General features: G+C 38.0%; 30 protein-coding genes and 1 pseudogene. 23 read left to right on the forward strand and 8 right to left on the reverse strand.

Annotated features, from left to right (window positions below; all coding sequences use genetic code 11):
- Nucleotides 1-181 precede the first annotated feature (181 nt).
- Nucleotides 182-679 carry a DinB family protein gene (locus FAY30_RS12140; protein WP_149870122.1) on the forward strand — a complete coding sequence of 166 codons (498 nt, stop codon included), beginning with the start codon at nucleotides 182-184 and terminating at the stop codon, nucleotides 677-679.
- A 228-nt stretch (nucleotides 680-907) separates the two neighbouring features.
- Here FAY30_RS12140 and FAY30_RS12145 read toward each other — a convergent pair whose 3' ends face one another.
- Nucleotides 908-1,225, reverse strand: coding sequence for a hypothetical protein (locus tag FAY30_RS12145; RefSeq protein WP_149870123.1), 318 nt, complete (start codon nucleotides 1,223-1,225; stop codon nucleotides 908-910).
- Nucleotides 1,226-1,615: 390 nt separating this feature from the next.
- Here FAY30_RS12145 and FAY30_RS12150 point away from each other — a divergent pair, with 390 nt between their 5' ends.
- The 5 genes from FAY30_RS12150 (at nucleotide 1,616) to FAY30_RS12170 (ending at nucleotide 7,367) form a co-directional block, all read left to right on the forward strand.
- Nucleotides 1,616-1,942, forward strand: coding sequence for a discoidin domain-containing protein (locus FAY30_RS12150; protein WP_149870124.1), 327 nt, complete (start codon nucleotides 1,616-1,618; stop codon nucleotides 1,940-1,942).
- A gap of 254 nt (nucleotides 1,943-2,196) precedes the next feature.
- Complete coding sequence (ggt, locus tag FAY30_RS12155) at nucleotides 2,197-3,963, forward strand: gamma-glutamyltransferase (RefSeq protein WP_149870125.1); 1,767 nt, start codon at nucleotides 2,197-2,199, stop codon at nucleotides 3,961-3,963.
- A gap of 37 nt (nucleotides 3,964-4,000) precedes the next feature.
- The gene (locus FAY30_RS12160) at nucleotides 4,001-4,219 is read left to right on the forward strand and encodes a hypothetical protein (protein ID WP_149870126.1); all 219 of its coding nucleotides are present in this window, start codon (nucleotides 4,001-4,003) and stop codon (nucleotides 4,217-4,219) included.
- A 26-nt stretch (nucleotides 4,220-4,245) separates the two neighbouring features.
- On the forward strand, nucleotides 4,246-5,454 hold the full coding sequence (locus FAY30_RS12165; protein ID WP_149872685.1) for a M14 family zinc carboxypeptidase: 1,209 nt from the start codon (nucleotides 4,246-4,248) through the stop codon (nucleotides 5,452-5,454).
- A gap of 419 nt (nucleotides 5,455-5,873) precedes the next feature.
- The gene (locus tag FAY30_RS12170; protein WP_190284893.1) at nucleotides 5,874-7,367 is read left to right on the forward strand and encodes an RNA-guided endonuclease InsQ/TnpB family protein; all 1,494 of its coding nucleotides are present in this window, start codon (nucleotides 5,874-5,876) and stop codon (nucleotides 7,365-7,367) included.
- 208 nt (nucleotides 7,368-7,575) lie between these two features.
- On the opposite strand, the gene FAY30_RS12175 is transcribed toward FAY30_RS12170, so the two are convergent.
- Nucleotides 7,576-7,968 carry a hypothetical protein gene (locus FAY30_RS12175; RefSeq protein WP_149870128.1) on the reverse strand — a complete coding sequence of 131 codons (393 nt, stop codon included), beginning with the start codon at nucleotides 7,966-7,968 and terminating at the stop codon, nucleotides 7,576-7,578.
- Nucleotides 7,969-8,229: 261 nt separating this feature from the next.
- On the reverse strand, nucleotides 8,230-8,805 hold the full coding sequence (locus tag FAY30_RS12180; RefSeq protein WP_149872686.1) for a dihydrofolate reductase family protein: 576 nt from the start codon (nucleotides 8,803-8,805) through the stop codon (nucleotides 8,230-8,232).
- A gap of 270 nt (nucleotides 8,806-9,075) precedes the next feature.
- Here FAY30_RS12180 and FAY30_RS12185 point away from each other — a divergent pair, with 270 nt between their 5' ends.
- The 3 genes from FAY30_RS12185 to FAY30_RS27155 all read left to right on the forward strand — a co-directional run bounded on the left by FAY30_RS12185 (nucleotide 9,076) and on the right by FAY30_RS27155 (nucleotide 11,159).
- Nucleotides 9,076-10,281 carry an IS256 family transposase gene (locus FAY30_RS12185; protein ID WP_149870129.1) on the forward strand — a complete coding sequence of 402 codons (1,206 nt, stop codon included), beginning with the start codon at nucleotides 9,076-9,078 and terminating at the stop codon, nucleotides 10,279-10,281.
- A gap of 400 nt (nucleotides 10,282-10,681) precedes the next feature.
- On the forward strand, nucleotides 10,682-10,840 hold the full coding sequence (locus FAY30_RS27150; protein ID WP_190284894.1) for a hypothetical protein: 159 nt from the start codon (nucleotides 10,682-10,684) through the stop codon (nucleotides 10,838-10,840).
- 151 nt (nucleotides 10,841-10,991) lie between these two features.
- Nucleotides 10,992-11,159: a hypothetical protein gene (locus tag FAY30_RS27155; RefSeq protein ID WP_190284895.1), complete on the forward strand. Its 168-nt coding sequence runs from the start codon at nucleotides 10,992-10,994 to the stop codon at nucleotides 11,157-11,159.
- A 236-nt stretch (nucleotides 11,160-11,395) separates the two neighbouring features.
- Here FAY30_RS27155 and FAY30_RS12190 read toward each other — a convergent pair whose 3' ends face one another.
- On the reverse strand, nucleotides 11,396-11,653 hold the full coding sequence (locus FAY30_RS12190; RefSeq protein ID WP_190284896.1) for a hypothetical protein: 258 nt from the start codon (nucleotides 11,651-11,653) through the stop codon (nucleotides 11,396-11,398).
- Nucleotides 11,654-11,857: 204 nt separating this feature from the next.
- Between FAY30_RS12190 and FAY30_RS28060 the strand changes: the two genes are divergently transcribed.
- Nucleotides 11,858-11,941, forward strand: coding sequence for a putative holin-like toxin (locus tag FAY30_RS28060; protein WP_223820996.1), 84 nt, complete (start codon nucleotides 11,858-11,860; stop codon nucleotides 11,939-11,941).
- A 190-nt stretch (nucleotides 11,942-12,131) separates the two neighbouring features.
- On the opposite strand, the gene FAY30_RS12195 is transcribed toward FAY30_RS28060, so the two are convergent.
- Nucleotides 12,132-12,527, reverse strand: a complete 396-nt coding sequence (locus FAY30_RS12195; protein ID WP_223820956.1) for an ABC transporter ATP-binding protein — start codon at nucleotides 12,525-12,527, stop codon at nucleotides 12,132-12,134.
- A gap of 212 nt (nucleotides 12,528-12,739) precedes the next feature.
- On the opposite strand from FAY30_RS12195, the gene FAY30_RS12200 reads away from it, so the two are divergent.
- Nucleotides 12,740-14,647 carry a DEAD/DEAH box helicase gene (locus FAY30_RS12200; RefSeq protein ID WP_149870132.1) on the forward strand — a complete coding sequence of 636 codons (1,908 nt, stop codon included), beginning with the start codon at nucleotides 12,740-12,742 and terminating at the stop codon, nucleotides 14,645-14,647.
- 298 nt (nucleotides 14,648-14,945) lie between these two features.
- Here the strand turns inward: FAY30_RS12200 and FAY30_RS12205 are convergent, their stop codons facing one another.
- Nucleotides 14,946-15,812 carry an RNA polymerase sigma-70 factor gene (locus FAY30_RS12205; RefSeq protein ID WP_149870133.1) on the reverse strand — a complete coding sequence of 289 codons (867 nt, stop codon included), beginning with the start codon at nucleotides 15,810-15,812 and terminating at the stop codon, nucleotides 14,946-14,948.
- Nucleotides 15,809-17,098, reverse strand: a complete 1,290-nt coding sequence (locus FAY30_RS12210) for a phytoene desaturase family protein (RefSeq protein ID WP_149870134.1) — start codon at nucleotides 17,096-17,098, stop codon at nucleotides 15,809-15,811. Before FAY30_RS12210 ends, FAY30_RS12205 begins: the two co-directional genes overlap by 4 nt.
- A gap of 306 nt (nucleotides 17,099-17,404) precedes the next feature.
- On the opposite strand from FAY30_RS12210, the gene FAY30_RS12215 reads away from it, so the two are divergent.
- The 5 genes from FAY30_RS12215 (at nucleotide 17,405) to FAY30_RS12235 (ending at nucleotide 20,446) form a co-directional block, all read left to right on the forward strand.
- On the forward strand, nucleotides 17,405-17,836 hold the full coding sequence (locus tag FAY30_RS12215) for a DUF4395 domain-containing protein (protein ID WP_149870135.1): 432 nt from the start codon (nucleotides 17,405-17,407) through the stop codon (nucleotides 17,834-17,836).
- A 183-nt stretch (nucleotides 17,837-18,019) separates the two neighbouring features.
- A complete protein-coding gene (gene queC / locus FAY30_RS12220) occupies nucleotides 18,020-18,682 on the forward strand; it encodes a 7-cyano-7-deazaguanine synthase QueC (protein ID WP_149870136.1) in 663 nt (220 codons plus the stop codon).
- A 3-nt stretch (nucleotides 18,683-18,685) separates the two neighbouring features.
- Nucleotides 18,686-19,168: a 6-carboxytetrahydropterin synthase QueD gene (gene queD, locus FAY30_RS12225; protein WP_149870137.1), complete on the forward strand. Its 483-nt coding sequence runs from the start codon at nucleotides 18,686-18,688 to the stop codon at nucleotides 19,166-19,168.
- On the forward strand, nucleotides 19,161-19,889 hold the full coding sequence (gene queE / locus FAY30_RS12230) for a 7-carboxy-7-deazaguanine synthase QueE (protein ID WP_149870138.1): 729 nt from the start codon (nucleotides 19,161-19,163) through the stop codon (nucleotides 19,887-19,889). Before queD ends, queE begins: the two co-directional genes overlap by 8 nt.
- A 167-nt stretch (nucleotides 19,890-20,056) precedes the next feature.
- Nucleotides 20,057-20,446 (forward strand): iron chaperone, encoded by a 390-nt coding sequence (locus FAY30_RS12235; RefSeq protein ID WP_149870139.1) that lies wholly within the window; start codon nucleotides 20,057-20,059, stop codon nucleotides 20,444-20,446.
- Nucleotides 20,447-20,662: 216 nt separating this feature from the next.
- On the opposite strand, the gene FAY30_RS12240 is transcribed toward FAY30_RS12235, so the two are convergent.
- Nucleotides 20,663-21,127: a low molecular weight protein-tyrosine-phosphatase gene (locus tag FAY30_RS12240; RefSeq protein WP_149870140.1), complete on the reverse strand. Its 465-nt coding sequence runs from the start codon at nucleotides 21,125-21,127 to the stop codon at nucleotides 20,663-20,665.
- A gap of 1,036 nt (nucleotides 21,128-22,163) precedes the next feature.
- On the opposite strand from FAY30_RS12240, the gene FAY30_RS12245 reads away from it, so the two are divergent.
- The 7 genes and pseudogenes from FAY30_RS12245 to FAY30_RS27530 all read left to right on the forward strand — a co-directional run.
- Nucleotides 22,164-22,664 carry an arsinothricin resistance N-acetyltransferase ArsN1 family A gene (locus FAY30_RS12245; RefSeq protein WP_149870141.1) on the forward strand — a complete coding sequence of 167 codons (501 nt, stop codon included), beginning with the start codon at nucleotides 22,164-22,166 and terminating at the stop codon, nucleotides 22,662-22,664.
- 15 nt (nucleotides 22,665-22,679) lie between these two features.
- A complete protein-coding gene (locus FAY30_RS27160; protein ID WP_190284897.1) occupies nucleotides 22,680-22,838 on the forward strand; it encodes a hypothetical protein in 159 nt (52 codons plus the stop codon).
- A 100-nt stretch (nucleotides 22,839-22,938) separates the two neighbouring features.
- Nucleotides 22,939-23,388, forward strand: coding sequence for a MarR family winged helix-turn-helix transcriptional regulator (locus FAY30_RS12250; protein WP_149870142.1), 450 nt, complete (start codon nucleotides 22,939-22,941; stop codon nucleotides 23,386-23,388).
- Nucleotides 23,389-23,437: 49 nt separating this feature from the next.
- A complete protein-coding gene (locus FAY30_RS12255; protein WP_149870143.1) occupies nucleotides 23,438-24,502 on the forward strand; it encodes a flavin-containing monooxygenase in 1,065 nt (354 codons plus the stop codon).
- A 57-nt stretch (nucleotides 24,503-24,559) separates the two neighbouring features.
- On the forward strand, nucleotides 24,560-25,426 hold the full coding sequence (locus FAY30_RS12260) for a permease (protein WP_149870144.1): 867 nt from the start codon (nucleotides 24,560-24,562) through the stop codon (nucleotides 25,424-25,426).
- Between the two features lie 15 nt (nucleotides 25,427-25,441).
- Nucleotides 25,442-25,567, forward strand: coding sequence for a hypothetical protein (locus FAY30_RS27830; RefSeq protein WP_263315352.1), 126 nt, complete (start codon nucleotides 25,442-25,444; stop codon nucleotides 25,565-25,567).
- Between the two features lie 52 nt (nucleotides 25,568-25,619).
- Nucleotides 25,620-25,744, forward strand: a pseudogene (locus FAY30_RS27530) (glyoxalase/bleomycin resistance/dioxygenase family protein); the annotation flags it as partial.
- Nucleotides 25,745-25,826: the final 82 nt, after the last annotated feature.

Raw genomic sequence — 25,826 nt, forward strand, 5'->3', positions numbered from 1 at the left:
AATATAATGACTAAATAGTCAAAATTTTAATAATAGGTATCCTGTATCTATTAAGAATGAGTAAATTAAAAGCAAAATATAAGCCTTTGAGAGAAGCGAATAGTTTGCTGGACATGATAAAATGAATAGGAAAGATTAGTTTGAAAAAATGAAGGATTTGCAAATTTAAGGAGGAAATGGAATGTTTACATCAGTAAATGATTTCTTAAACGAATGGAAACAAGAAGCAGCTGTTACCCAGAAAGTGCTGGACGGGCTGACAGATCAATCGTTGAATCAGGAGGTTTCTCCAGGACTTTACAGCATTGGAAGCGTAGCTTGGCACATTACTGGATCCGTTTACTACTTTCCTTCACAGGTAGGAGTAACATTCGAGATTCCTAATCTTCAAAAAGAAACACCTAAATCAGCTGCTGAAATCAGCGAGACCTACAAAACAGTGAGTCAGCGGTTGACACAAGCATTTTCTGAACAGGTAACTGATGCAGAAATGAACAAAATGGTGAATTTATTTGGAATGGACATGCCAGTACAAGCTGTTTTCCGTCTGCTTATTCAACATCAGGCCCATCATCGCGGACAATTGACTGTCCTTATGAGACAAGCTGGCTTGAAGGTTCCTGGTGTATATGGTCCTAGCAAAGAAGAATGGGAAGCAATGAACGCACAAAAGAGCTGATAGTATCATTGATGCAAAAAACCGCACCTATTATAAGGATGTTGAAGAAAAAAACAAAATAATAGTACAAATCGGCTAGGTTGTGCAGAACATATTTTATTCTGCTAATCTAGCCGTTATTTTTTACCCCATATAATGTTTGTCATTAAATCAAAGGTATCATTTATTAAGGATGGCCAACACGATACAAGGATACAGGACGTTCTAAATAAGTGGCAGCTCAAAATATTATTTCTTTTTTACTTTTACTAGACCTTTCCCTAAATTCCCTTTTTCAAAATAGCAGATGACTATATCATCGACTTCTATTTCATTATCCGAAACGATGTTTTCAGTAGAAAAAATGATCCCTGTCCCGTCATTACTTGTTCCGTAATACTGATTGCCTTTGATTTCGCTGATTTTATATTCTACGGTAGTATATTCGGAGGTATCGTTGCTTTTCGTATTTTGATTGTTAACAGGAGCAGCTATATGGCTTCTAAGTAAAACTAAGGCGATTAAAACTAAGGAGAGTACCCCAAGGATGATTATTCTTTTGAACATGTGACTCTACCTCCCTCTATGTATTTTAAGAGATAGAAAAAGAAAATAAATCCTACTATTATCCTTTAGTCTTTATACCTAGTGTTTCCAATAGGCTTGCAAAACACAGGTTCACCAATAAAAGAAGACAATGGTGGAATAGATAATAGCTTTTAAAAGAGGATTATATGTTGGTTTAAATTGCATCCAAAGGATGATCGTTACTGGAATCAATGAAAAATCCCAAGGTAAAAAGGCTGGAATTGTAGGTAACACTCTACCAGAATAATCCGAAAGCCTTTTTGTGTTTAATTTGAACAATAATTATTTTTTTAACAGTAACCAAACGATAATCTAATTATATATTTGAATCAGACGTGTTATCGAAAATAGGTTTTTAATTCTCAACGAATGTCATTATTCATTGATGCTATTTCAATTTTTGTCTTTTTCTCCTTTTGGAAAAAATCGGGGAAGGAATTAAAGGGAAAATTATATTTTACCGATGGAGATTTATTAACTAGATGGGGCTCCCAGTATAAAAATATTTCAGCTTCTGAGGTTGATAATCAATGGATTATGGTAGAACTAGATGATTCTCGCAAGATAGATACTGTAAAACTTTCTTGGGAACGAGCCAGAGCGGAAAAATATACATTGCTTGCTTCAAAGGATGGAAATTCATTCGAGGAAGTATATTTTTATCCAGAAACAAGTGGTGTGAGCCGTTCTGGTTAGAACCCTTGAAACGAGAATGGAAAGTTACAGGAATAGGTTATAGTTGTAGTGTCATTCCCTCATCACGTTCGATCCCTGGATCCATTAGTGGAGACGGGGATTTTTGATTTCCGTAAAGCCATATTGATGACTTTAGGATTAGTCGATATAGGAATTAATAATCAAAAATGGAAAATTATGAATATAAAAATTCAGATTTTTCTGTCCTCTTGATAGAATAGATTTGTAAACATACTACTAGAGGAGGGAAAAGGATGAAGGGTTTATGGAAAGCTGGTTTTACAGTTTTATTGGCTGTCCTCTTGCTTATAGGGACACTCCCTTTTAGCGCACTGGCGAAAGAGAACGAATTTGATTATGGTAAGTACAGCCAGGTAGCAGTCGGAAAGGATGGAATGGTGGCAACTGCCCATCCGTTTGCATCCGAAATCGGAGCTGAAGTGCTAAGAACAGGCGGAAATGCGATGGATGCGGCCGTGGCCATTCAGTTCGCATTAAACGTTGTGGAGCCCATGATGTCCGGAATCGGCGGTGGCGGATTTATGATGGTTTATGATGGGAAAACCAAAGAAACCACCATCATTAATAGCCGGGAACGCGCCCCACAGGGAGCAACACCTGATTTGTTTTTAGACGAGAAAGGAAATCCCATCCCATTTGCCATACGTTCAACAGGCGGTAAAGCGGTTGGAGTACCTGGGACGCTAAAAGGACTGGAAACAGCCTTGGAAAAATGGGGAACCCGGCCTATGGAGGCACTGATTGGACCGGCGATTAAACTTGCCGATAAAGGCTTCCCAATCGATTCAGTACTTGCTGATGCAATTGAAGAGAACAAGGAAACCCTGTCCAAAACAGCAGCGAAGAACGTCTTTCTGCCAAATGGAAAACCGCTTCAAGAGGGTGAAAATCTTGTACAAAAGGATTTAGCCAAAACATTCAAATTGATTCGCGCTAAAGGTCCAGATGCCTTTTATAAGGGACCGATTGCCGAAGCACTGGCCAGTACGGTGCAAAAATTTGGCGGTGCGATGACAATGGAAGATTTGAAAAAATATGATGTGACCATTGATGAGCCGATCTGGGGTGATTACCGCGGCTATCAGATTGCCAGTATGCCACCACCAAGCTCTGGCGGCGTATTCCTATTACAAATGCTGAAAATTTTGGACGGTTTTGATCTTTCACAATATGATGTGAAAGCTTGGGAAAAATATCATCTATTGGCAGAGACCATGCATCTAGCATACGCAGATCGCGCGGCCTATGCTGGAGACCCTGAATTCGTGGAAGTACCGCTGAAGGGGCTTCTGCATTCGGATTACATTAAGGAACGGCAAAAACACATTCGTCTAGATCGCGTTAACCCTAAACCCCAAGCAGGTGATCCGTGGAAGTATGAATTAACCCAAGCAAACTATCAGCCTACGAAACAGCCGAATGACCAAAAACCTGGAGAAACGACCCATTTCACGGTTACGGACAGATGGGGAAATGTCGTTTCATATACGACCACCATTGAACAAGTATTCGGGACGGGCATCATGGTTCCCGGTTATGGTTTTATGTTAAATAATGAATTAACCGATTTTGATGCCATTCCAGGAGGTGCAAATGAAGTACAGCCCAATAAACGTCCATTAAGCAGTATGACGCCAACCATAGTATTCAAGGACGGGAAACCGGTTTTAACCGTTGGATCCCCTGGCGGAACCACCATTATTACATCTGTGCTGCAGACCATTCTGTATGCTATTGAGTATGATATGGAACTGAAGCAAGCTGTAGAGGAACCAAGAATATATACGAACAACCTCAACTCCTATCGGTACGAAGCTGGCATTCCAACAGAGGTCCTCAACCAGCTAAACAGCATGGGCCATCAATTTGGAGCTGAACCTACAACAATTGGAAACGTCCAAAGCATCTTAATCGACTATCAAAACAACACCTTCAAAGGAGTAGCTGACTCCAGCCGCAACGGAGCCGCAATCGGCATCAATCTAAAAGGTAAAAAGTAACCATGGGGACCATTCTCTGAAACAGGGGATGGTTCTTGTGTATATTGTTTATACCAATCTACAAATTAAGCCAAAAAAGGAAAAATTTGGTGACGCCTGGAGTTGGGTCAGCAGGACTATGACGAAAGAACTGTTTTGTTCAAAAGTTTCGATTTTCGAAATAAAAGGACAAAATAAGTCTGTTTTTGTCAAAAATAGAAAGGTCTCGCCAAGAGGAATCGACATCTTATCTATCAACAACCTAATAGAATGGTAGTTGTATTGCAAAATAATAGAGGAGTGATGAAAGTGAAGAAGAAGAAGTTTATAACAGGACTGGGGATTGTGGCACTTTGTGCAAGCCTTGCGACACCGGTGCTGGCTACCAACTCTCCCAATGGCAATCTTACAAATCCTAACCAAGAGTATTCAATCAAAGGCTTTACCGATTATGCGGAAATGGTCAAGCAACTGAAGCAAATTGAAAATAACAGCCAGGGCCGGGTTGCTTTGAAGGTGGTTGGCCAATCCAATAGCGGAAGAGATATTTACCAAGCCCGGGTTGGGAATGGCAAAAAAGTCGTCCTCATTGAAAGTGAGATTCACGGAAATGAAAAAACAGGGACAGAGGCCATCCTGAACTTGCTTCAGTTTGTCGGTTCCAGCAATTCTCCGGAGGCCAAAAAAATTCGTGATGAAATGACAATCGTTGCACTGCCAAAAATGAATCCCGATGCATCGGAATTGGATCGCCGCGGAAATTCTATGACTTGGGACGAAGTTGTCGTCAAGTTCCCGCAGCTTGCAGGGACAAGTACGGCATGGAATTATTATACAGGCGTTATGCAACAAAGAGATTATACCCAGAATCCAGGGTTTGATGTAAACCGCGACTTTAATCCTGACTTAAATTACGTTCCAAAGGCTGCGGATTTTCCTGGAAATTCAGCTGGTTCTGGCTGGTACATAACACCGGAGTCGCAAACGGTCCGGGATGTTTATAAGGGCTTACAAAGAGAATTTGGAAAAGTCGATGTGTTTATTGATCTACATCATCAGGGCCAATACTATGTAGAGGGTACCGATAATCTTGTAACAATGTCCATTTCCGCCATGTTTGTCTCCGACCCGAGATTGTCAGGGTCGAAATTTGCCAAGTATGCTAAAAACTATAACTTGGAATTCTCGAAGCAAATCAATATGGCCGCATATAATGCGCTGCAATCCATTGGTGAAAGTTCACCATTCAACAACATCACGCTGTATGACCAAAACATCAATCTGCCTGGAACGGCTCTAGGAAGCTTCGCCTTAAATGGAAGCGGCACCATTCTCTTTGAGGTAAGAGGCCAATCGCACACTCTGGGGCAAAAGAAACGAGGACAACTCGTCAAGACAGTCGAAACCGGACTGTACGGCATTCTTAATGGCATCGCTGACGGATCTGTTTATCAGCTCAATCCGGCCGACTACGACAAAATCCCAAAAACCTCTTCCAGACCGTCACTCTAAGATGCTGCAGGTTGTGTCTTTAACATAAATGAACAAAGAGAGAAGCAACAGATGCCAAATTTATAGTAATACCTATACCTAAACGCAATTGAGCCATGTTATTACTGGTTTTAGGTTTTGGTATATTTGCGAAATCTTATTAATTAAAAGGCGTGGTTTAAAGTATAAACCTCGCCTTTTACAATGTTTTTACTACTACTATTTCCATTACATTTTTACTCAACATAACGATTCAAAACAACTTGATATATTATCAAAAAGCTGCGTAAAACCCCTAGTTTAGATATGGGGATATAAGCTGTATTTTTGTTTTTTATTTACGTTAGAATCAAGTGATTTCGCTATACATTTTAGTATAATCTCTGATATAATTAATACATACGGAACGTATGTTCCTCTTAGATAAGGAGGTGAAGGCTATGTATTGTTCTTATAAAGTACAAATCCATCCTGAACATGATTTATTCAATTACTGTGATTCGCTGTGTTTTAAAGCTAAAAATTTGTATAACATCACCAATTACTATATTCGTCAGATTTACACATCATTAAAAAAAGAAATAAGAAATGAAAATCAACTTCATGTGTTAATGGATATTGAAACCTATTTGCCCCAAATGAATGAAATTCGCCTTAAAAGCTTTGCAAAGGCAAAAGCAAAACCTAAGAAAGCAGACAAAAACGGCAAAATAAATGAACCAAAATTGAAACTTTTCGAAATGCCAACCCAAGAGAAATCATTCATGGGATATTTCTTTTTGGAAGCACTATTTAAGGTAATGAAACAAATTGATTATACCTCAATGCCCTCACAGTCCAATCAACAAACGATGAAGAAAGTATATGATGATTGGAAAAGCTATTTTGAAGCCTCTAAGAAGTATAAAATCCATCCTGAAGGCTTTTCCGGTAAACCGAAAATTCCAAAATATAAACCAAAGAACGGTCGCACAACTTGCTATTTAACGAATCAAATTACTGAAATAAAAGAGGGTATATTGAAATTACCAGGTACTTCTCTTTCATTAACCTTGGGAAAAATCGCTCATTTTGAAGGGAATTTACAACAGATTCGGATTGTACCGTCTTATGGTCGCTATGTAATAGAGATTATTATTAAAGATGAATCAGAAAAGGAAATCAAACGAACGGATAAACAAAAAAATAAATTTGTATTCACTCCAAGTCGGGTAATGGGTATTGATCTAGGTGTCGATAACCTAGCAACTATCGTCGATAACACGGGGCTAAGGCCTCTGCTTATCAAGGGCACAGGGTTAAAATCGACCAATCAATATTATAACAAATTAAGAGCTAAATACATGTGCATTATAAGAAATGGGAAAGGACCCAAAGAAGGGATATTTACCACGGATCGGTTGATTTCCTTGGATCGAAAAAGGAATAATCGCATCATGGACTTTTTACATAAAGCCAGCGCGAAAGTGGTGGAGATTGCCTTAGAAAGAACCATTGATACCATCATCATAGGAAGAAATATCGGTTGGAAATTGGAGGTCGAAATGAAAAAATCTAATAAGCAAACCTTCATCCAAATTCCGCATGCCACGTTCATTGAAATGATTCGCTACAAGGCTGAACGTCAAGGTATTCAGGTCATTGACCGTGAAGAGAGCTATACGAGCAAGTCTAGTTTTTTGGACAATGATCCGATTCCAACCTTTGGAGATGGTACCGATACTGAGTTTAGTGGGTATCGGTGCAGTAGAGCTTTTTACAAGATAAAAGGCTCGAAAGTGATCATTCATGCCGATGTAAATGGCGCCTTTAATATTGTTCGAAAATATGTAAAGGATGCCTTTAAAGGACTAGAGAGAAAACAGTTCCTTCAAGCCCCAAAGAAAATCAACATAATGGAGAAAAAACATGCAAAGCTGAAGGCAGCGGCCTGATGTACTAGCGGGACTTGTGGTAGCCCACGTAAAGACAATGGGCTGTAAAGCCTATTCTTTCGAAACCCCTAACTTTAGTTATGGGGATACTCATTTAATGTCCTTTTCCTCCACACAAAAAGACTCCCACCACATGAAAAAGGAGAATGAATTCATTATGGAATCATCCCCTCAAATAGTTTGAAGATGCTTATACTTTTATTACTCATCAATGACTCGCTAAACGTTTTTCAAAATCCGCCTTAAACAACAGAATAGCTTCAATATTTACAGCAAAATCATGGTCACTGATATTAAAATTAGTTATAAACTCGTCAGATCTCTCACGAACCATAATTGTCGGACGGATATTGTCTCCAATAGCGTCCTTAGTTACAGCACTTCCATAGAAATACCAGTTAGTTTGAGTAGGCGCATTTGCTGCATTCTTAGATAAGTCATTTTTTATTAATTCGCATAATTGATCCATAAAATCTTCATTAAGCTTAATGGTTTTTCCATGGTGACCATCAACAGTTATATCAGCATATCCATACCAAATATTCCTGCTTGTAAGCTTTCCGTCTTTTGAAGTGTATGTTTCATCAAATAAAATCTTCATTTCATACCCTCCGTTAGTATAAAATTTCCTCACACTATTTTACACCAATTAGAAAATGTAAAATAGCTTGCTGTTAGTCTCACTATACTTGTAAGAGTTAGGTAAACTAACTTCATGGTAGGGTTCCTCCTAAAGTTGTGAGTTAGAGTGGTGTCTATACTCATATCTTACTGAGGGGCTTTATTTTTTTCAAACCTGATATTTAACGATCTACTGGAATGCTATCGTATCTGACGTAATCTGCTTTAGGAGACAAGGTGGTCATCTCACCGTCTGGTAAACGAGGGCTATGGCTCCAGAATCAAATGTCTTGTTTTCGATAAGTTTAAGATTGATCTTCTCCTTGTGGCCTTGGAATAACGGCAACCCGCTGCCGATCAGGACGGGTGAAACCGTAATTTTATACTCATCTATTAAATTAAGCTGCATAAGGTAGTGTGCTAACCTAGGACTGCCGAGGATGACCATATCCTTGCCTGGCTGCTGTTTGAGGTTCTTGATCTCTTCCTCGACATCTTCTTTTACCAGTCTGGAATTGTTCCATTCGACTTTCTCCAACGTCGTGGAAAAAACGATTTTGGCTGTCTTTTCGATCCACTCGGCATGATTCCGTTCATACTGCGAAGCTGAGGGGTTCGAAGGCACAGATGTCCAGTAACTGTGCATCATCTGATAAGTTCCACGTCCCCATATGACAGTGTCGGCAGTACTCAGAATTTCTTTCGCGTGTTTCTCCAAGTCAGCATCGTAGGAAACCCAGCCGATGTCCATTTCACCGTTAGGACCTTCTACAAAACCGTCAAGCGATGCGTGCAGAAATAGAACGAGTTTTCTCATTTTTAGTTCTCCTTTGTTCATGAGGGATATTTTTTTATACTTCTTTACCTCCAATGTCAGTATAACCAATTTTTTATAAATTTGGGTAAAAAATTCTATAAGTTACACTTATAGTTTCTCTTTCACTTTCCTCTTTTGTGTTTTTAATCCAAGTATCAAAGGAAGGTTTGACAGGATAAAATATCCATTAGTCAGTTTCCTTTAACTTCCAGAGAACGTCTAAAATTTTGTGTAAATGGTTATACTTGCCAACTAAGGAGATGATCATTTATGCAAAATTTTGGGGATATGACGATTAAGGAATTGGCTAGCCAATGTGAAACCGTGGATGATATTCAAGCCATGATTAAGGGCCTCTTTAAGGAAACTCTACAACAGGTTTTTGAAGCTGAAATCGAGAATCACCTCGGATATGCAAAAAATGACGTAAGAGGGAATAACTCGGGAAATAGTCGCAACGGGTTTAAATCGAAGACGATTAAATCCAAGTTTGGTGAGACTAAATTAAGCATCCCAAGGGATCGTAATGGAACATATGAACCTCAAATTATTAAAAATTACGAAACCTCAATCAATGGTTTAGAGGATCAAATTATTGCTCTTTATTCCAAAGGAGTGTCAACGAGGGACATCGAAGCACATATGAAGGATATTTACGGTATTGACGTTTCACCAAGCTTGGTGAGTAAGGTGACTGATAAAGTTTTACCCATGGTTGTTGAATGGCAGACCCGTCTACTAGACCCTGTTTATCCGATTGTGTTTTTAGATGCCATCCATTTCAAGGTGAAACATGAAAATAGGATCATCAGTAAAGCTGCTTACACGGTATTAGGCATCAATTCGGAAGGTGTTAAGGACATTCTTGGCATTTGGATTGGCGAAAACGAGAGTGCAAGTTTTTGGTTGAATGTGTGCCAGGAGTTAAAAAGTCGTGGTGTCCAGGACATCTTAATTGCCTGTAAGGACGGGCTTTCTGGCTTCTCTGAGGCAATCAACGCGGCCTATCCAAAGACCACTATTCAGTCGTGTGTTATTCATGAATTACGTAATAATGTTAAGTATGTTCCAAATAAAGACCGTAAGGCCGTTATGGATGATTTAAAGAAAGTCTATAAGGCTGTTACTCTTGAAAAGGCTGAAATTGCCTTTGACGAATTTAAGGGGACATGGGGCAAAAAATACCCTGCTGTTGTGAAATCTTGGGAGGCTAATTGGCTCGAACTTACTGCCTTCTTCTCGTACCCTGTAGAGATTAGGAAACTAATCTATACCACGAACACGATAGAAGCCTTCCATAGACAATTGAGAAAAGTCACGAAAACCAAGACCGCTTATCCTACCGACAATGCACTCAAAAAGATTGTATATCTGGCTACAGTGGGTGTTACGGATAAATGGACTAATCCTATTCCGGGTTGGATAGAATGTAGACAACAGTTTGAGATTATGTTTGAAGGGCGGCTTGGGAAGTAATTCTGTAAGTTACCCTTTATAGAGTTAGGGCTACGCCCTAAGGGTTTATCGCTTTTGTTCTCCCAAAAGGAAAAAGAGAGGAAAATTCCCCTCTCCTTTTGTACAGAACCCTATTAGGTGCTCGGGTTGCTCCCCAGCATTGCCCTATCCCCCTAGTAGGTAAGAACATTGTAATGTCAGTATAGTCTAAAATAAGGTAATTCAACCATTTACACAAAATAATTTACATTCCCAACTTCCACTATTAAGGAATTAACTTTTGAAAAGAAAAGTTGATGATATCGGATATAAACGCTTTAAAACAGGTATATTAAGTCAAGGTTAATCTAGAATTTGGACAAAACAGTCGGAATTGATCATTTCATTACTAAAAAAGCTTTTTTAAAGGAGATGGCTATATATGAAAAATAAGAACAGAAATAGAAATACTGAGCCTTCAATCGCTCCAGGAATGGATGACAGCGAAGAGCTGGAGCAAGCTGCCACAAAGGATGAAATAGATAAGGGCGAATATACGGAAGTGACTACACTTTCTTTTGACGAAGTAGACCCAAGTTGAGAACGATTGCCGGTTTTAAAGCCCAGTCAAGCTAAGATGGATTAGCGATGAGACTGACAAACAAAAGGGAAGACAACTCTTTCAAAAAAATGGCACAATGAACACAACTTGTGAGATTGTATAAGTTTAATCGTCTAAAGTGGAATAGTGAATGACTGGGCAAAATCAATCTGCTAATGATCAGGAGCGTAACAAAAGAAAGCAGGGTGTTGAAGCAGCAGAGAATACGACAAAAAGTGCCATTGATGCTGTTGAAGATGCTGGAAAAGCAGTAGTGGACCGTATTTCCAACGCAGTTAAAGATGTTACAGCAAGATGATTGTTATTAGTCAATGAAGTAATCATTGAGCAAAGAAAAACCAAGAAAAAGTATGAAATAAGACCGTTAAGAGTTAATGGTTTTATTTTAGATTCATCCGTTTATTAAACTGCCAATATATTTCCAGCCTATTTGAATCCCTAAAAATCCACATACCACCAAATAGGTTTTTTCAGAAAAAAGCCCTTGCTTAAGAGGGCATTTTTAATCTTTGAACTCCCGTATGGCCCAGCTTTTTAAAAAGTCCAGACGACCCCGTTTTCAATATACTTTGTGTATTTAAAGCCTGTCTGGTTGACCAAATAATCAAATAGCTTCTTTGCTGTGCTTTTGATCATTATTCTCAGACCTAAACTGTCAAACACACGTGCATAGCAGCGGATAATCAGCGTATCATTTTCTGCAAACAGATGATAATAGACAATTTCTTTCTGCCTTTTTGCAAAACATTTGATAAATAGATAGTCATCTGTTGGCACGATCGCTTTTATCAAAAATTCCTTTTCAACTATTCGTTTAAACAAAAATAGAAAATTAAGAAAATAGGAATTCAAAAATTTTAAGGGTAATTCCCCACTGGATATAATTGCGAATGTATGTTCTTGTTTTGAAGAAGGTATGATATACTAGTAGTACAATAGAATAGGATTTCTCAAGGGTGGTCGGTACACTCCCAAATCGAAGGGGGGTGATGCCGAATGACAGTTTTTGAAGCGTTGATGTTTGCGATTGGCTTTGCTAGTCTAATCGTAGCTATTCTGTCATTTAAATCAAAAAAATAATCCACCCTTGAGTTAGAGGCTCAGGTGGATTATTCTACCCAAAAGCCGACCCCTTTGAGGGACCGTCTATTGTTGGACCGGACATGTTTCTAGGCCATGTTCGGTCTTTTTAATTTATTCAATTCTTACTCATATTATAACCTATGAAAGTAAAAAAGAAACTATTTTGAACACATTTTGATCAATTTTACTATCTAGCGTTAGATAGTTTTTCCCTTTTCTTCAACACTCCTTTTTTAACAAGGTTAACAAGTGTCCCTTTATTTTTATACCGATTATAAGCAATTAATCTATTTAAATCTTTTATTGTTAAAGTTGAAGGATGAATGGCCAATTCGAATTCATTTTTAATTTTGTCGATTAAAGAAAGGGCATATTCCATTTGTTTCGGACTTAATGTGTAATCTTCTTGATCGGCAGGCAGATTTTGCTCTGGTATATCATTTTTTGTGTATTCCAGTGTTGCCGCGTGCTCCCTAATTTTTGCCTCTACTAACGCTTCTACTTCAGCTGGGCTTATGGGCCGGGCTGCTGGTTGATTCCCTTTTAATAATTTATCTAAGATTCCTTTTAGCAAAATTTCCACTCCACTTTCCTGAGTTCGTATATTATCTATGTACGATCATTTCTTCCATTCTATTATCAAAATAATAGTCCAAAAAGACAATAGTTTTGGTGAATTTTGTTTGTAATAGTAGAAAAATGTTAAATTTAAGGGATTATATTCCTGTTTGTTTTAGGTTGATTGGTCCTATTTGTAGTATAATGGAGGAAAATGCAGATTTTGGAGCGGTTATAATGGCGATTACAATTCCAGAGACTATTCGATCGACTGCTACTGCTGGAGAGCGGCTGTTTTTTCGGACCCTAAAAAACTATTTACCTGATGATTATATTGTCTATTTTGAACCGGAAATCCAAGGGAGGAAACCTGATTTTGTCATCATAGGACCTGATCTTGGAATGGTTGTGTTAGAAGTGAAGGATTACACCAGAAATACACTTTTTCAAATTAATCATGATGAATGGCATATAGTGGCTACTAATGGGGAGCAAACCATTATCCCAAGCCCGATGAATCAGGCGAGAGACTACATGTTTAAAATTGCGGATGTGCTGAAAAAAGATAAAAACCTAATCGCGGCAGATGGAAAATATAAATTGAAATTGAAGTTCCCTTATGGCCATGGTGTTGTTTTTTCGAGATTATACACTAGGGACTTTATCAAAGATGGACTATATACGGTCATTGATCCCAACCTATGCTTGGCAAGAGATGAAATTGATCCCGAAAATGAGGGGTTTTCGGAAGAAATCTTGATGGAAAAAATTATGAATATGTTTGTTGTGCCATATCGATTAAAGGAACCGCTTACCATCGAGGACATTAATGCCATTCGTTATCATTTATTTCCTGAAGTTCGGATTAGTGCCGAATTTAAGGCTCCGGTTCCGTATCAGGATCAACTGCTCTTGTCCTTACATGACATAAAGACGATGGATCTTCATCAGGAGAATTTAGCGAAACAGATTGGCGATAAGAACCGGTTGATTCGCGGTGTCGCTGGCAGCGGAAAAACGATTATTCTGGCCAGCCGGGCGAAGATGTTGTCAAAACAAAATCCCGATTGGAAGATACTTATTCTTTGCTATAACATATCCTTGGCCAACGCGATTCAGCAAATGATCCATCATATGCTGAATGAGCCAGAGGATCTATTCGATTTTGATCCTAATGTAAAAGCGGTACAAAATCAAAACATTATTGTGAGAAATTTTCATGCCTGGTTAAAGAATGAGTTGAAAATTAGAGAACAAAACCTGTCAGAAATAATCGATAAAATTGAGAGGAAGGAAACCATTCTGCCTTCGTATGATGCGATTTTAATAGATGAAGGGCAGGATTTTGATGCGGATTGGCTCCGGCTTGTCAGTCTTCTGCTAAACACAGATACGCAGTCGCTTTTATTGGTTGAGGATCGGGCGCAGACCATTTATCGGCGAAAACGGTCGTATGTGCAGGATACAGGATTAAGCTTTCAGGGCCGGTCAAAAGTGTTGTCCATCAATTATCGAAATACACAGCAAATCGTCAAGTTTGCCTGGGAGTTTTACCGAGAGCATTCGATGTTTAAAAATAAGGTCGTGAATAGGGACCTTGAAGGTGAAATTATCGCCCCGCAAAGTACCAAGCGAAAAGGGCCAGAGCCAGGGATTATTAGGGCAGGAAATTTCTTTGATGAAATGAGATTGGTTGCCAGACAAATGAAAAAACTGCATGAAGAACGGAAAGTTCCTTTTGAGGAAATGTTACTTTTGTATCGCGTAAAAAGAACCCATAAATATCCTATCATCGATATTATCAAGCGATCATTACAAGATTCTGAATTACCATTCTATTGGATTACGGAGAATGACGTCTCCAAGCGTTCCTTTAAAAAGGATGATGGGAAGATCAAAATTAGTACAATCGACAGCAGCAAGGGTCTGGACTTTCAAGCGGTCTTTATCGTCAATATTGATTCCATGCCATTTCCACTTGAAGACGATAAGGAGAGAGAGGTTTCCTTATTTTATATTGGAATGACAAGGGCGAAAGAATTTCTATGCTTGTCGTACTCCGGGGAATCTGAGTTTACAAAGTATTTGGATGGAATCTTGCAAAAAAGGCAACAAATAAAGAACGGAGTAGAGAAAATTAATTAAAACCAGATAGAATTTATATTCGAAGAACAAACGTTGACAATAAGGTCAAAAGGTTACGAGAGTCCATCTTCATAAGAACTTAAAAAGAACCCATAAAATCCTTGAGCCAATAGTGGTTCAAGGATTTTTATTTTTAGTTATATACATTTACCATAGTGAAGAAAAGCCACCTTCGTTCAAGAAGAAAGTAGTGATTGATAAATAGGAAAAAACAGCTGACTTGGATGGGCGGGCCAGCTGTTTTATTATGTCTGATTGATAAAGCGAGAACTGCGATTGAGTGATCGTATGGAGTCTTCTATTGCAAATGTCGTAGTTTATCGGGATTCGCAACCGCGTAGATCGTCTGAATTCGATTGCCGCTAAAAGCAAAGGAGTAGACATATTGCAAGTGATCATCGGTTGTTAAAATCAGACCTTGCAGACCGTTGACCGATGTATATTTAATGGTGAACTTGTCTTCATACATTTTCAGTAGGTTTTGGAGCAATTGAACCACTTTGGCAGCACCGAAAATCGGTATTTGTGCGGCTTTTACTTTGCCGCCGCCATCCGAGTACATTGCGACATCTTCGCTGACAAGGTCCAATAATTGATTTACGTTTCCGTTTAAGAGGGACTGTACAAACTCTTTTACTGTAGATTCCTTCATTGAAATTGAAGGCTGTTTCTTAGGGTCATATTCCATGCTTTTTTTCGCTCGGTGAAAAATTTGCCGGCAGTTAGCATTGCTTTTTCCAAGAATTTCAGCTATTTCATCATAAGAGTATTGGAAGACTTCACGTAGCAAAAAGACGGCTCGTTCTATCGCATTTAGTTGTTGTAATAATAGCAAATAGGCGGTGGAGATGGATTCTTGTTGAAAGAAGGCTTGTGAAGGATCGTTTGATGAATTCTCTATTTCAAGTAATGGTTCCGGAAGCCACGGTCCGACATATACCTCACGTTTTTTTGCGGATGACCGTACCAAATCCAGACAGCGATTGGTTACAATCTTACATAGATACGCTTTTTTGTTTTCAATCTGTTCGCGGTTGGGAAGCTGATTAAAGGATATAAACGCTTCCTGGACAATATCCTCTGAATCCATCACGCTGCCTAACATACGGTAGGCTAATGAAAATAGCAGAGGTTGATAGGTTTGATAAATTCCTTCTATACTCATAATTTGATTTCCTCTCTAGTATTTAGTAGTTGTGAAACGGCTCGTTTAGCGCTGGCTACGGATGCATTAACGAGCAGCTCCCCATGTGAGGCCCAGTCACCAGCAATATATAGTCCCTCAATTTCAGGAACAGCAGGGCCAGGATCCTCCATTCTTTTCATATGAGGAAAATCGTGGACAACCGTCATTTTCGGCAGGAATTGTTTGCTAACTAATTCATTTCGCCAGCCAGGTTGAACCACATCTAACACTTGCTCCAACTCACGCTCATCCTTCGCTGCATCTGTTAGTGGACCCTGATATTTTAAAAGTGATATTACTTGTGTCCCATCATCACTCAAGATAGCTGGCCTCGGTTTTCCCTCCCGTGATTGGTGCGTAAAGAAAATTGGTTGGTCCAATCCATAGATAAATTGGTGCTCTTGTATAGGCAGCTGGCGTAATCCAACATCTAGACAGGCAACCGTAACAGGAATCGCTTGCTTGTTCCACGTGTCGAGTGCTGTTTGATCCGCATGGGGAACTAGATTGTGAGAAATAGAAGGTGGGGTAGTAAGTATAACATTCGATACTTCTATTCTAGTGCCATCCTCACATAAAATCGCGTGTACTTTTTGATCTTGATGGTCGACTGCAGCCACTTTACAACCAGTGACTAGCTCCACTCCTTGTTGGACAGCAAGTTCACGCAGTTCTTCTACGAGTGTCCCCCAGCCTTTATCGAGATACAAGACTCCTTTTAGTGCACACTGCAACTGCTTTAAGGCAGGACCAGCCGCGTGTAATTCAGGTGCAAGCACATACGTGGATGTTCGGAGCAGTGCATAGAACACGTTGCGCAGCATTGGATCATTCAAGTGAGTTTCAATCCAATCGCGGATACTAATCTGATTCCAAACGCTTGTGTCCATTTTTCCTAATTTAATGAACCATTTTGCTAACTCGAGCTTTCCTCCCCAACTTAGGAGCGGCGTTTGAATGAAGGAGGATGGGTTGGTTGGTATGGGGAATAATTGTTCTTTCCACATCCCGTAAGCATCAATTGACGGTGTGCTTCCATCAAGTCGTAATCCGAGTTCGCGGAATGCTTCATACGCTTCCCCTTTATACAATGCATGCGCGCCCAAATTAAAATATACCCCTTGCTTTTTGTTGGTGATGGCTCTGCCTCCCAATTGTTTTTGCTGTTCCAATACAATGGTTCGTTTTCCAGCTTTCGCTGCGTAGATCGCAGCTGTTAAACCAGCAATTCCCCCGCCTATAATCGCCACTTCATATTTTGTCATCGTCATCATCATCCTTTTCGATTATTTACAAATATAACGGATGAGTGAATGATTCTGTGACAAAAAGGAGGTGAAAGTTTTTTGATGGAGTGCATTGTTAGGTAATACGAACTGATTCAAGAAGCCAATTTAGGCACCGTACAAAAGCGTTTAGTAAAAGATATGATTAACAAAAAATACAAAGGGATAAACGTCTAAGTAAAATACTAACAAAGAAAGACCTTATTATCTTTATTCTTCATAAAATAGAAAAAACGGAGTAAAATCAAAGTATTGCATACAAAAACGATAAGGAAGGTTGAGTTAATGGGAAGTCAAGTACGTTCAGTTCCTCGTCCCCTTGTTCGAGCAAACCAGTGGTTTATTGTGATCTCTGTATTGCTTACTTGGATAACTAAGCAAGAATGGATCCTTGCTATCCCTTTAATAGCAGGTTTAATGAGCTTATTTTTTAAATTTAATCCTGTCATGCGTTTAGCTAAGCTGTTTTTAAGAAAGCACCCATCGCAATATATTTCTGAGGAATGGGATCAGCAGCAATTTAATCAAACGATTTCCGTCATTTGTCTCGCAGGAGGATTAATAAGCTTTCTAATGAATTGGGACATATGGGGGTATGTCTTTACCATTATGGTTGCTTCGGCTGCATTTATTGCAATTTTGGGATTTTGCGTTGGCTGTTTTATTAGATATCACTGGAAACAATACCAATATAGAAGGTCTCTTAGAAAATATTAATCTAGTCGAAAAATGTCGACAATTATAAAACAAAATAGTAGAATGAACTAATCATATGACTATTTATAAAAATTTCCGCTATTAGCGGTGGAGGTTCTAGCACCCCTCGGTAAAAAAACTAAGATGAAGCAGTACTCTATCTTGGGGTGCTGTTTTTTCTATTTAGAAAGGGGTTATCCTTACATGTTAAAAGATGAAAAAGCAATCGTTGTTTTTAGTGGTGGACAAGATAGCACCACTTGTTTATTTTGGGCATTAAAAAACTTTAAAGAAGTAGAAGCTGTTACCTTCGACTACAATCAAAGGCACAGTCTTGAGATCGAATGTGCGAAGAATATTGCGAATGACCTTGGTGTCAGGCACCATATTTTAGACATGTCGTTATTAAATCAACTGGCTCCGAATGCATTAACTCGTTCTGATATTGAAGTAACCGATGGCGGGGAAGGGGAACTTCCATCCACTTTCGTACCAGGCAGAAATTTATTATTCTTAACTTTTGCTGGTGTGTTAGCACGACAAATTGGTGCCAAGCATTTAATTACCGGTGTTTGTGAAACCGATTTTAGCGGTTACCCAGATTGTCGGGATGTCTTTATCAAATCATTGAATGTTACGCTAAATCTGTCAATGGACGACCAATTTGTCATCCATACCCCATTAATGTGGTTAAACAAAGCAGAAGCGTGGGCATTATCAGATGAATTAGAGGCATTTGAATATGTGCGTGAAAAAACATTAACTTGCTACAACGGAATTATATCAGATGGTTGCGGAGAGTGTCCTGCATGTATACTTCGCAAAAAAGGACTTGAGGAATATTTAGAGGTTCGAAAGGAGCGATAATACTTGTTCGGGTTTAGAATTGTCGATGAACTTCAAAAAATTAACAAAGATATTCAACTTGATCAGTTAAAATATCACAACAAGAGAGTTTTAGTGAGTAAGGAATTTACTTTTGATGCAGCCCATCATTTACACGCTTATGATGGGAAATGTATGAATTTACATGGTCATACTTATAAAGTGATTTTTGGTATAAGTGGATTTTTGGATGACCGTGGATTAATGATAGATTTTGGTGACATTAAGGATATTTGGAAAAAGGAAATCGAAATATATCTTGATCATAAATATCTGAATGAAACACTTCCACCAATGAATACAACAGCAGAGAATATGGTGGTCTGGATTTATGAAAAAATGAAAGAATCACTTAATAACGAAGACCGACAGCAACAATATCTTGGCGCAAGAGTTGAATTTGTTCGTCTATATGAAACCCCAACGAGTTATGCAGAAGCGAGACGGGAGTGGATCGAAATTGACTAAAGTTCCGGTGATGGAAATTTTCGGGCCGACCATTCAAGGGGAAGGAATGGTCATCGGTCAAAAAACGATGTTTGTTAGGACAGCTGGTTGTGACTATTCTTGTTCATGGTGTGATTCAGCTTTTACATGGGACGGTTCTGGAAAAGACTTAATCAAACAAATGGACGCAGATGAAATATGGAAAGAACTTGTTGCTCTTGGTGGAGAGGGGTTTTCTTTTGTAACGATATCTGGGGGGAATCCTGCCTTGTTAAAAAACCTAAATTATTTAGTTCATCTCCTTAAGGAAAAAAATATAAAAATCGGTTTAGAAACGCAAGGAAGTAAGTGGCAAGATTGGTTTATAGATATTGATGAATTAACCATTTCTCCTAAACCACCAAGTTCTGGAATGTCTACCGATTTTGATATTCTTGACACGATCATTGAAAAGCTAAAGGGAGCAGAGTCTTCTCACCAGGTTAGTTTGAAAGTTGTTGTTTTCGATGATCAGGATTACGATTATGCGAAAAAGGTTCATTTTCGTTATCCTGACACTCCATTTTTCCTCCAAGTAGGGAATGAAGATAATAAATCTATCGACAACCAACAGCTTATAAACCTGTTATTGAATAAATATGAATGGTTGATAGATAAAGTGATGGTAGATCATGATTTCAAAAACGTGAAAGTACTCCCTCAACTGCACACCTATATTTGGGGTAATAAGCGCGGTGTATAATGGTGATGCTGCACGCCAATTGTAGGTACATAAATTGACGTGCTTTTTTTGATCATGGAAGTGAGACATGTAGAAGTATGAGATATGGTTTATTTTGCTAGCTTGTGCGATAATTTTATGAAGGAGCAGCTGAATATATATTGATTCTAAAAGGCGGAGATACAAATATGGAAGTGAACAAAGAAAAGTTTGAATCAATGGATGAATACATTTCACAATTTCCTGTTACCGTTCAAGAAATCCTTAATACGCTCAGGAAAGTAATTCAAAGTGCAGCGCCGGATGCAACGGAAAAAATAAGCTATCAAATGCCCACTTTTTATTTACATAGGAATTTAGTCCATTTCGCTGCTTATAAAAATCATATCGGTTTTTATCCAACATCAAGTGGCATTGCAGCATTCATTAATGAATTATCAGAGTATAAGAATTCAAAAGGGGCCGTACAATTTCCATTAGATAAGCCACTGCCATACGAACTTATAACTCAAATCGTTAAATTTAGAGTTGGTGAAAATAATAGGCAGGCTGAGGATAAATTGAAAAAGAAAAAATAATATTAATATTAAGGTAAATGCACGACAATGGATTTCTAATTCTTATTTTTCAATTTGGGTGGGGAATAAAGAAAAAACAATACCTCATGGTTAGCAAAAACAGGCTGTTTAAGTGGTTCATAATGGAATACTTAGCCCTCTTTATGGGGGTTTTTTCTTTTACATGAGAGAAAGAACACATCCCGCTAATGAAACAACGAGCGGGATTGCTTAGTGTTATAGATTTTGTTCGCTGCGAATTTTTTTCAGTAAGGATTGACATCCATCGGTAATAAGATCATAGGTTTCCTGGAAATCGCCTGTGTACCATGGGTCTGGAACATCCTTTTTATGTTCCGTTAAATCAAGCAAACGAATGAATTTCGCATGATTTGCCTTTCCAGTAATCTCACCTATATTACGTAAATTGCTTTCATCCATTCCTACAATATAATCAAACTGATCGAAGTCACTTTTTGTTAATTTTCGGCCGACTAGTCCTTCTGCTGAAATGTTATAGTTTTGTAAAATAGCAAGCGTCCCTTCATGCGGGGGCGAACCAATATGCCAAGAACTTGTTGCTGCAGAATCAACTTTAATTTTATCGGCCAAATTTTCATTCTTCAGTAGGTCCCGAAATACAGCTTCTGCCATAGGGGAACGGCATATGTTGCCTAGGCAGACAAATAAAACATTGATCATATCATTTTCTCCTCTTATCCCTATTGTCTATTTAATGAAAAAGTCATTCCATCTTAATCATATATTAATAGTTATTTTAAAAGCAAAGGAACGCACTCATTGATTGGGCTTTGAATCAGAGTAATGCATAATGCCTTCTCATAATAAGGCCCTCCAGATGGAAGTCCTTTTATTTTGCATTAATTACAGCCATTATTAAAAGCAAAGCCAGATAATAAAACGTAGAAGTTGAGATATTTCCAAAGGATGGAGCCATTGAACTCTCTCCTTTTTTTCATGATTAAAGTTTGAATTGTTGTAAAAAAAGAAAAGAAGGTGGACTCACCTTCCTAATATGATTTGATTATTAAGTTTTAACTACGCTGAATTGTAGAGGTTGAGAAGTTTTTAACCATCTTTTGAAGGTTTCGATGACCCTCACTTAATTTAATCGTTTCATCGATAATTTTTTGGAATCCTTCCAAATCTCTATCACTTGCATTTAATAAAGACTTCGGTAGACCTTCGACGATTTGTTGTAGGGTTAGCTCCATACTCAGGGATCATGACCACCTTTCAACTGATTCGTTTGACAGCTGTTCCGTTTTCTTTATTATTTTGTAGCGGGATGATTTTTTCCTGCCTGTACGGTATAAAACTTATCTACATTAATCTCCATATTTTATAAAAAACCGTAAAAAACCTCCTTTTTCAGACAAATTAAGACGGTAAACCAAAATCCTATTCTCTTATTTGTAGAAAAATATTAAGTGAAAACACTTTATAAATGAAAATGAGTGATTTGTTGTTTCAGTTACCACCCGACATATGGTTTTACTTTCTCCATAAAAGTCTTAACGATTTCTTCCTCTTTTCTTAGACTAAAACCTAAACGACTAATAACTCCCAAAATGCCTGGTCCGATAGCAATTTTTACATGGAAGATAGTGTAAACTTTTTAAATACCACTGTCTAATTTTGAAAATACTTGCAATTTACAAGTATTCACTATATATTTAATAACAAGAAGAAGTTGGTAATGTTGGAGGGAGAATATATGGTCATGATTCGGGGAGCAGACAAAAAGGATTTAGAATCCATTTTGAATATATACAATCAAGGGATTGAAGACAGAATAGCCACTTTAGAAACTGAACCTAAAGATCTTCAGTACATGAAAGAGTGGTTTGAACAGCACAAAAGACGGTTTAAAGTTATAGTTGCTGAACTAGGAGGAAAAATTTTAGGATGGTCCTCATTAAATCTTTACAATAACCGGTGTGCCTATGCAGGAGTTGCAGATTTATCAATATATATTGCTAGAGAGTACAGAGGGATGGGGATTGGGAGTTTGTTATTAACCGAAATTGAGAACTTTGCAAAAGAAAATGATTTTCATAAAATAGTACTTTTTACATTTCCATTCAATAAGCTTGGCCAAGGGCTATATCTGAAGAAAGGGTATCGTGAGGTTGGAATATTTAAGAATCAGGGTATTCTAGATGGAAAGTATGTTGATGTTATGGCAATGGAGAAGTTAATCGTTCAATTTAAGTAAAGTTGGTGGTGATTTGTGACAGTAAATCATTCAGGTGTTCTATCTTCTGATTCTTTTGAACCTTACTTAAAGCTTGTCATTTTATCAAGGAAATATGATATTGTGAAGGCAAATGAATTTATGACGCAGAACTTTTTTAAAGGAGATTTACTGATATACGGTAAGGAGACATAGTATAATTTTGACAAAGCAAATCAATATTTAAAAACTAATTCAAAATAATAGTTGCATTTTGCAAATTATTTTATATAATGAGAAAGAGAGGTGAGAAATATTGGAAAATATTCGTGAATTATTTCAAGTAATGACACGGCGCTTTGGTCTTTTAAATAAAAATTGCTGCAGTGCAGGCGGTTGCGATATTTCCCTCATTCAAAGTCATATTCTTTATGAAATTGACCACCAGCATAGACCTTCAATGCAGCAAATAGCAGACACATTAGGCACCGATATCACAACATTCAGCCGTCAGGTACAATCATTAGTGAAAATGAATTTGGTAAAAAAAACACCAGATCCAGATGATAGACGAATCAGTATTCTATCCCTAACAACAGAGGGTAAATTTATTGCAACGACGATTGACCAACAAATGAACGCTTTTCTAAATGAAGTTTTTTCTCATATGAACGAGTTTGAAAAAGAAACAGTCATTCGTTCCATTAAGTTGTTAAATAATGCGATGGCAAAATCTAGCGTATGCTGTGGGACTATTTCGGGGTAATATCCCCAATTTTAATACTTGCAAATTACAAGTAAAAGGGAGGGTTCGAATGAATAAAGTATGGGATGCAATTGTGATTGGCGGAGGGCAAGCTGGCCTTGCCTCTGGCTATCATTTGCGAAAGAGAGGTTTACAATATTTAATCTTGGAAGCAACAGAACAGTCTGTTGGATCTTGGCCTAAGTATTATGACAGTCTTAAATTGTTTTCTCCTGCAAAATTTTCATCATTACCGGGCATGAAATTTCCTGGAGATCCTGATAAATATCTATTAAGAGATGAGGTGGTTAGTTACTTAAAAGATTATACAAAACATTTTGATCTATCCATTATGACAGATCAACAGATAGTGTGTGTTGAGAAAAATAATAAAGAGTTTACAGTTCGTACAAAATCCGGGAAGGAGTTTCAATCAAAGACAATATTAAATGCTACCGGCTCCTTTCAAAGCCCATATAAGCCTTTAATAAGGGACCAGGAGGTATTTAAAGGACGTATCCTCCATTCTTCTGGGTACCAGAAGCCAGATACTTTTGTCAATCAAAGGATAGTCGTTGTGGGGCGTGGGAACTCTGCTGTTCAAATTGCCATTGAGCTTGCAGAAGTAAGTAAGACAACTTTAGCAGTTCGCCAGCCTGTTCATTTGATAAGACAAAGACTACTTGGGAGAGATATTCACTTTTGGCTTAAAGTAACGGGGATCGATACATTTCCATTTTGGAGATTCGGCAAAACCACACCGACTTCAAGACCTGTAATCGATTTCGGGAAATATTCGAAACAGCTTGCTCAAGGAACCCCCGATCAGCAGCCCATGTTCACTTCTTTTGATTCGGATGGCGTGATTTGGTCAGATGGAAGAAAAGAGAAGGTAGATACCGTCATCTTTGCTACTGGATATCAAAACAATCTTATGAACTTAAAAGAAATAGGGGCTATTGATTCCAATGGGCAACCTTTTCATGTTGGAGGTGTAAGTACCTCAGTACAGGGACTTTATTATGTAGGTTTAGAAGGTCAACGGTCAATTTCTTCTGCAACTTTAAGAGGGGTCGGCTCTGATGCACAATTTGTGGTTCAAAAGTTAGTACGTTATTTGAAAGATAATTCATAAAAAAGATAACAAAATAATCAATAGTTGCAAAATGCAAATATTAAAGGGGATTTCATAATGGTTGGGAAAATACTCCAGGATTTTATTTCAATTGCAATAGAGCTTACTGCTCTATTTATTGGAATTTCTTTTCTAGTCAGTTTACTGCAAGGGTTGATCCCTTATCAAAAGCTCAACAAATATTTATCTGGAAGGAACACGTTTATAGGAGTTACAGCAGCCATTGCATTCGCATTTATAACTCCATTCTGTTCTTGCTCCACTATTCCAGTGGTAGTGAATTTGTTAAATAAAAAGGTTCGATTTGGCATCGTGATGGTATTTCTATTCGCTTCACCAGTTTTAGACCCAACCATCATCACTCTGATGGCAACGATGTTAGGAGTAAAGGTTGCGATTGTATATACGCTCGTTACTTCAATCTTATCCATCATCATTGGATTACTATTAGAAAAACTGGGCTTTGAATCGGCTGTAAAGAGAGTGACAATGACTGGCTTTGATGAAAAGGAGATTAAATTCAGTTTCAAAGAAGCAATAAAAGAAACCATGAGCTTGATGAAAACAGTTTATCCATATCTTCTAATCGGAGCAGCTATAGGGTCAATTATTCATGAAGCAGTGCCTACTGATTGGATCATGACATACCTTGGTGACGACAAGTGGTGGTTAGTCCCAATTGCAGCTGTCATTGGAATTCCGTTGTATATCCGTATATCGACGATGATTCCATTATCCCAAATACTTATTGCAAAAGGGATGGCATTCCCACCAGTAATGGCCCTAATGATTGGTTCAACAGGAGCTAGTTTACCTGAAATTGCATTATTAAACTCAATATTTCAAAAAAGACTTGTTTCAGCATTTATTGTGTCTGTTGTTTTAATGGCTTCAATATCAGGGTTTCTCTTCTATTTAATTTAAAGGAGGTGAGGAAGGATGGCGTGGTTCAAAAAGAGCAATGGAAAGTCGTGTTGTGATGTAAAAATAGAAGAAGTCAAAGAAGATAAAAACTCATGTTGTAATGGGAAAATTGAAGAAGTAAAAGAAAATAAAAAAGAATAGATTGTTACGTGTTAAATAATACAATTTAGAACATGAAGGAATTACAAGGAAAATGCATGTGGGAGTTCATGTAACTAATTTAATGATATCCATTGAATTCTACAAAAAGTTTTTGATGAAGGACCAATTAAAGTGAAATCGGATTATGCAAAGTTTTTACTGGATGACCCTGGATTGATTCGTTCAAATTGCTGATTATTTATCAAATATTTCTTAAAAAACAATATAGTTAGAGACGAAAAAAAGAACACTGTGAATA

It is taken from the genome of Bacillus sp. S3, from assembly GCF_005154805.1.
In the GTDB taxonomy this organism is placed as follows: Bacteria; Bacillota; Bacilli; order Bacillales; family Cytobacillaceae; genus Neobacillus.

What these genes read in the sequence shown, in the direction of transcription:
- FAY30_RS12140 (WP_149870122.1), top strand. Translation starts at nt 182, where the DNA reads ATGTTTACATCAGTAAATGATTTCTTAAACGAATGGAAACAAGAAGCA.
- FAY30_RS12145 (WP_149870123.1), bottom strand. Translation starts at nt 1,225, where the DNA reads ATGTTCAAAAGAATAATCATCCTTGGGGTACTCTCCTTAGTTTTAATC.
- FAY30_RS12150 (WP_149870124.1), top strand. Translation starts at nt 1,616, where the DNA reads ATGTCATTATTCATTGATGCTATTTCAATTTTTGTCTTTTTCTCCTTT.
- ggt (WP_149870125.1), top strand. Translation starts at nt 2,197, where the DNA reads ATGAAGGGTTTATGGAAAGCTGGTTTTACAGTTTTATTGGCTGTCCTC.
- FAY30_RS12165 (WP_149872685.1), top strand. Translation starts at nt 4,246, where the DNA reads ATGAAAGTGAAGAAGAAGAAGTTTATAACAGGACTGGGGATTGTGGCA.
- FAY30_RS12170 (WP_190284893.1), top strand. Translation starts at nt 5,874, where the DNA reads ATGTATTGTTCTTATAAAGTACAAATCCATCCTGAACATGATTTATTC.
- FAY30_RS12175 (WP_149870128.1), bottom strand. Translation starts at nt 7,968, where the DNA reads ATGAAGATTTTATTTGATGAAACATACACTTCAAAAGACGGAAAGCTT.
- FAY30_RS12180 (WP_149872686.1), bottom strand. Translation starts at nt 8,805, where the DNA reads ATGAGAAAACTCGTTCTATTTCTGCACGCATCGCTTGACGGTTTTGTA.
- FAY30_RS12185 (WP_149870129.1), top strand. Translation starts at nt 9,076, where the DNA reads ATGCAAAATTTTGGGGATATGACGATTAAGGAATTGGCTAGCCAATGT.
- FAY30_RS27150 (WP_190284894.1), top strand. Translation starts at nt 10,682, where the DNA reads ATGAAAAATAAGAACAGAAATAGAAATACTGAGCCTTCAATCGCTCCA.
- FAY30_RS27155 (WP_190284895.1), top strand. Translation starts at nt 10,992, where the DNA reads ATGACTGGGCAAAATCAATCTGCTAATGATCAGGAGCGTAACAAAAGA.
- FAY30_RS28060 (WP_223820996.1), top strand. Translation starts at nt 11,858, where the DNA reads ATGACAGTTTTTGAAGCGTTGATGTTTGCGATTGGCTTTGCTAGTCTA.
- FAY30_RS12200 (WP_149870132.1), top strand. Translation starts at nt 12,740, where the DNA reads ATGGCGATTACAATTCCAGAGACTATTCGATCGACTGCTACTGCTGGA.
- FAY30_RS12205 (WP_149870133.1), bottom strand. Translation starts at nt 15,812, where the DNA reads ATGAGTATAGAAGGAATTTATCAAACCTATCAACCTCTGCTATTTTCA.
- FAY30_RS12210 (WP_149870134.1), bottom strand. Translation starts at nt 17,098, where the DNA reads ATGACAAAATATGAAGTGGCGATTATAGGCGGGGGAATTGCTGGTTTA.
- FAY30_RS12215 (WP_149870135.1), top strand. Translation starts at nt 17,405, where the DNA reads ATGGGAAGTCAAGTACGTTCAGTTCCTCGTCCCCTTGTTCGAGCAAAC.
- queC (WP_149870136.1), top strand. Translation starts at nt 18,020, where the DNA reads ATGTTAAAAGATGAAAAAGCAATCGTTGTTTTTAGTGGTGGACAAGAT.
- FAY30_RS12235 (WP_149870139.1), top strand. Translation starts at nt 20,057, where the DNA reads ATGGAAGTGAACAAAGAAAAGTTTGAATCAATGGATGAATACATTTCA.
- FAY30_RS12240 (WP_149870140.1), bottom strand. Translation starts at nt 21,127, where the DNA reads ATGATCAATGTTTTATTTGTCTGCCTAGGCAACATATGCCGTTCCCCT.
- FAY30_RS12245 (WP_149870141.1), top strand. Translation starts at nt 22,164, where the DNA reads ATGGTCATGATTCGGGGAGCAGACAAAAAGGATTTAGAATCCATTTTG.
- FAY30_RS12255 (WP_149870143.1), top strand. Translation starts at nt 23,438, where the DNA reads ATGAATAAAGTATGGGATGCAATTGTGATTGGCGGAGGGCAAGCTGGC.
- FAY30_RS12260 (WP_149870144.1), top strand. Translation starts at nt 24,560, where the DNA reads ATGGTTGGGAAAATACTCCAGGATTTTATTTCAATTGCAATAGAGCTT.
- FAY30_RS27830 (WP_263315352.1), top strand. Translation starts at nt 25,442, where the DNA reads ATGGCGTGGTTCAAAAAGAGCAATGGAAAGTCGTGTTGTGATGTAAAA.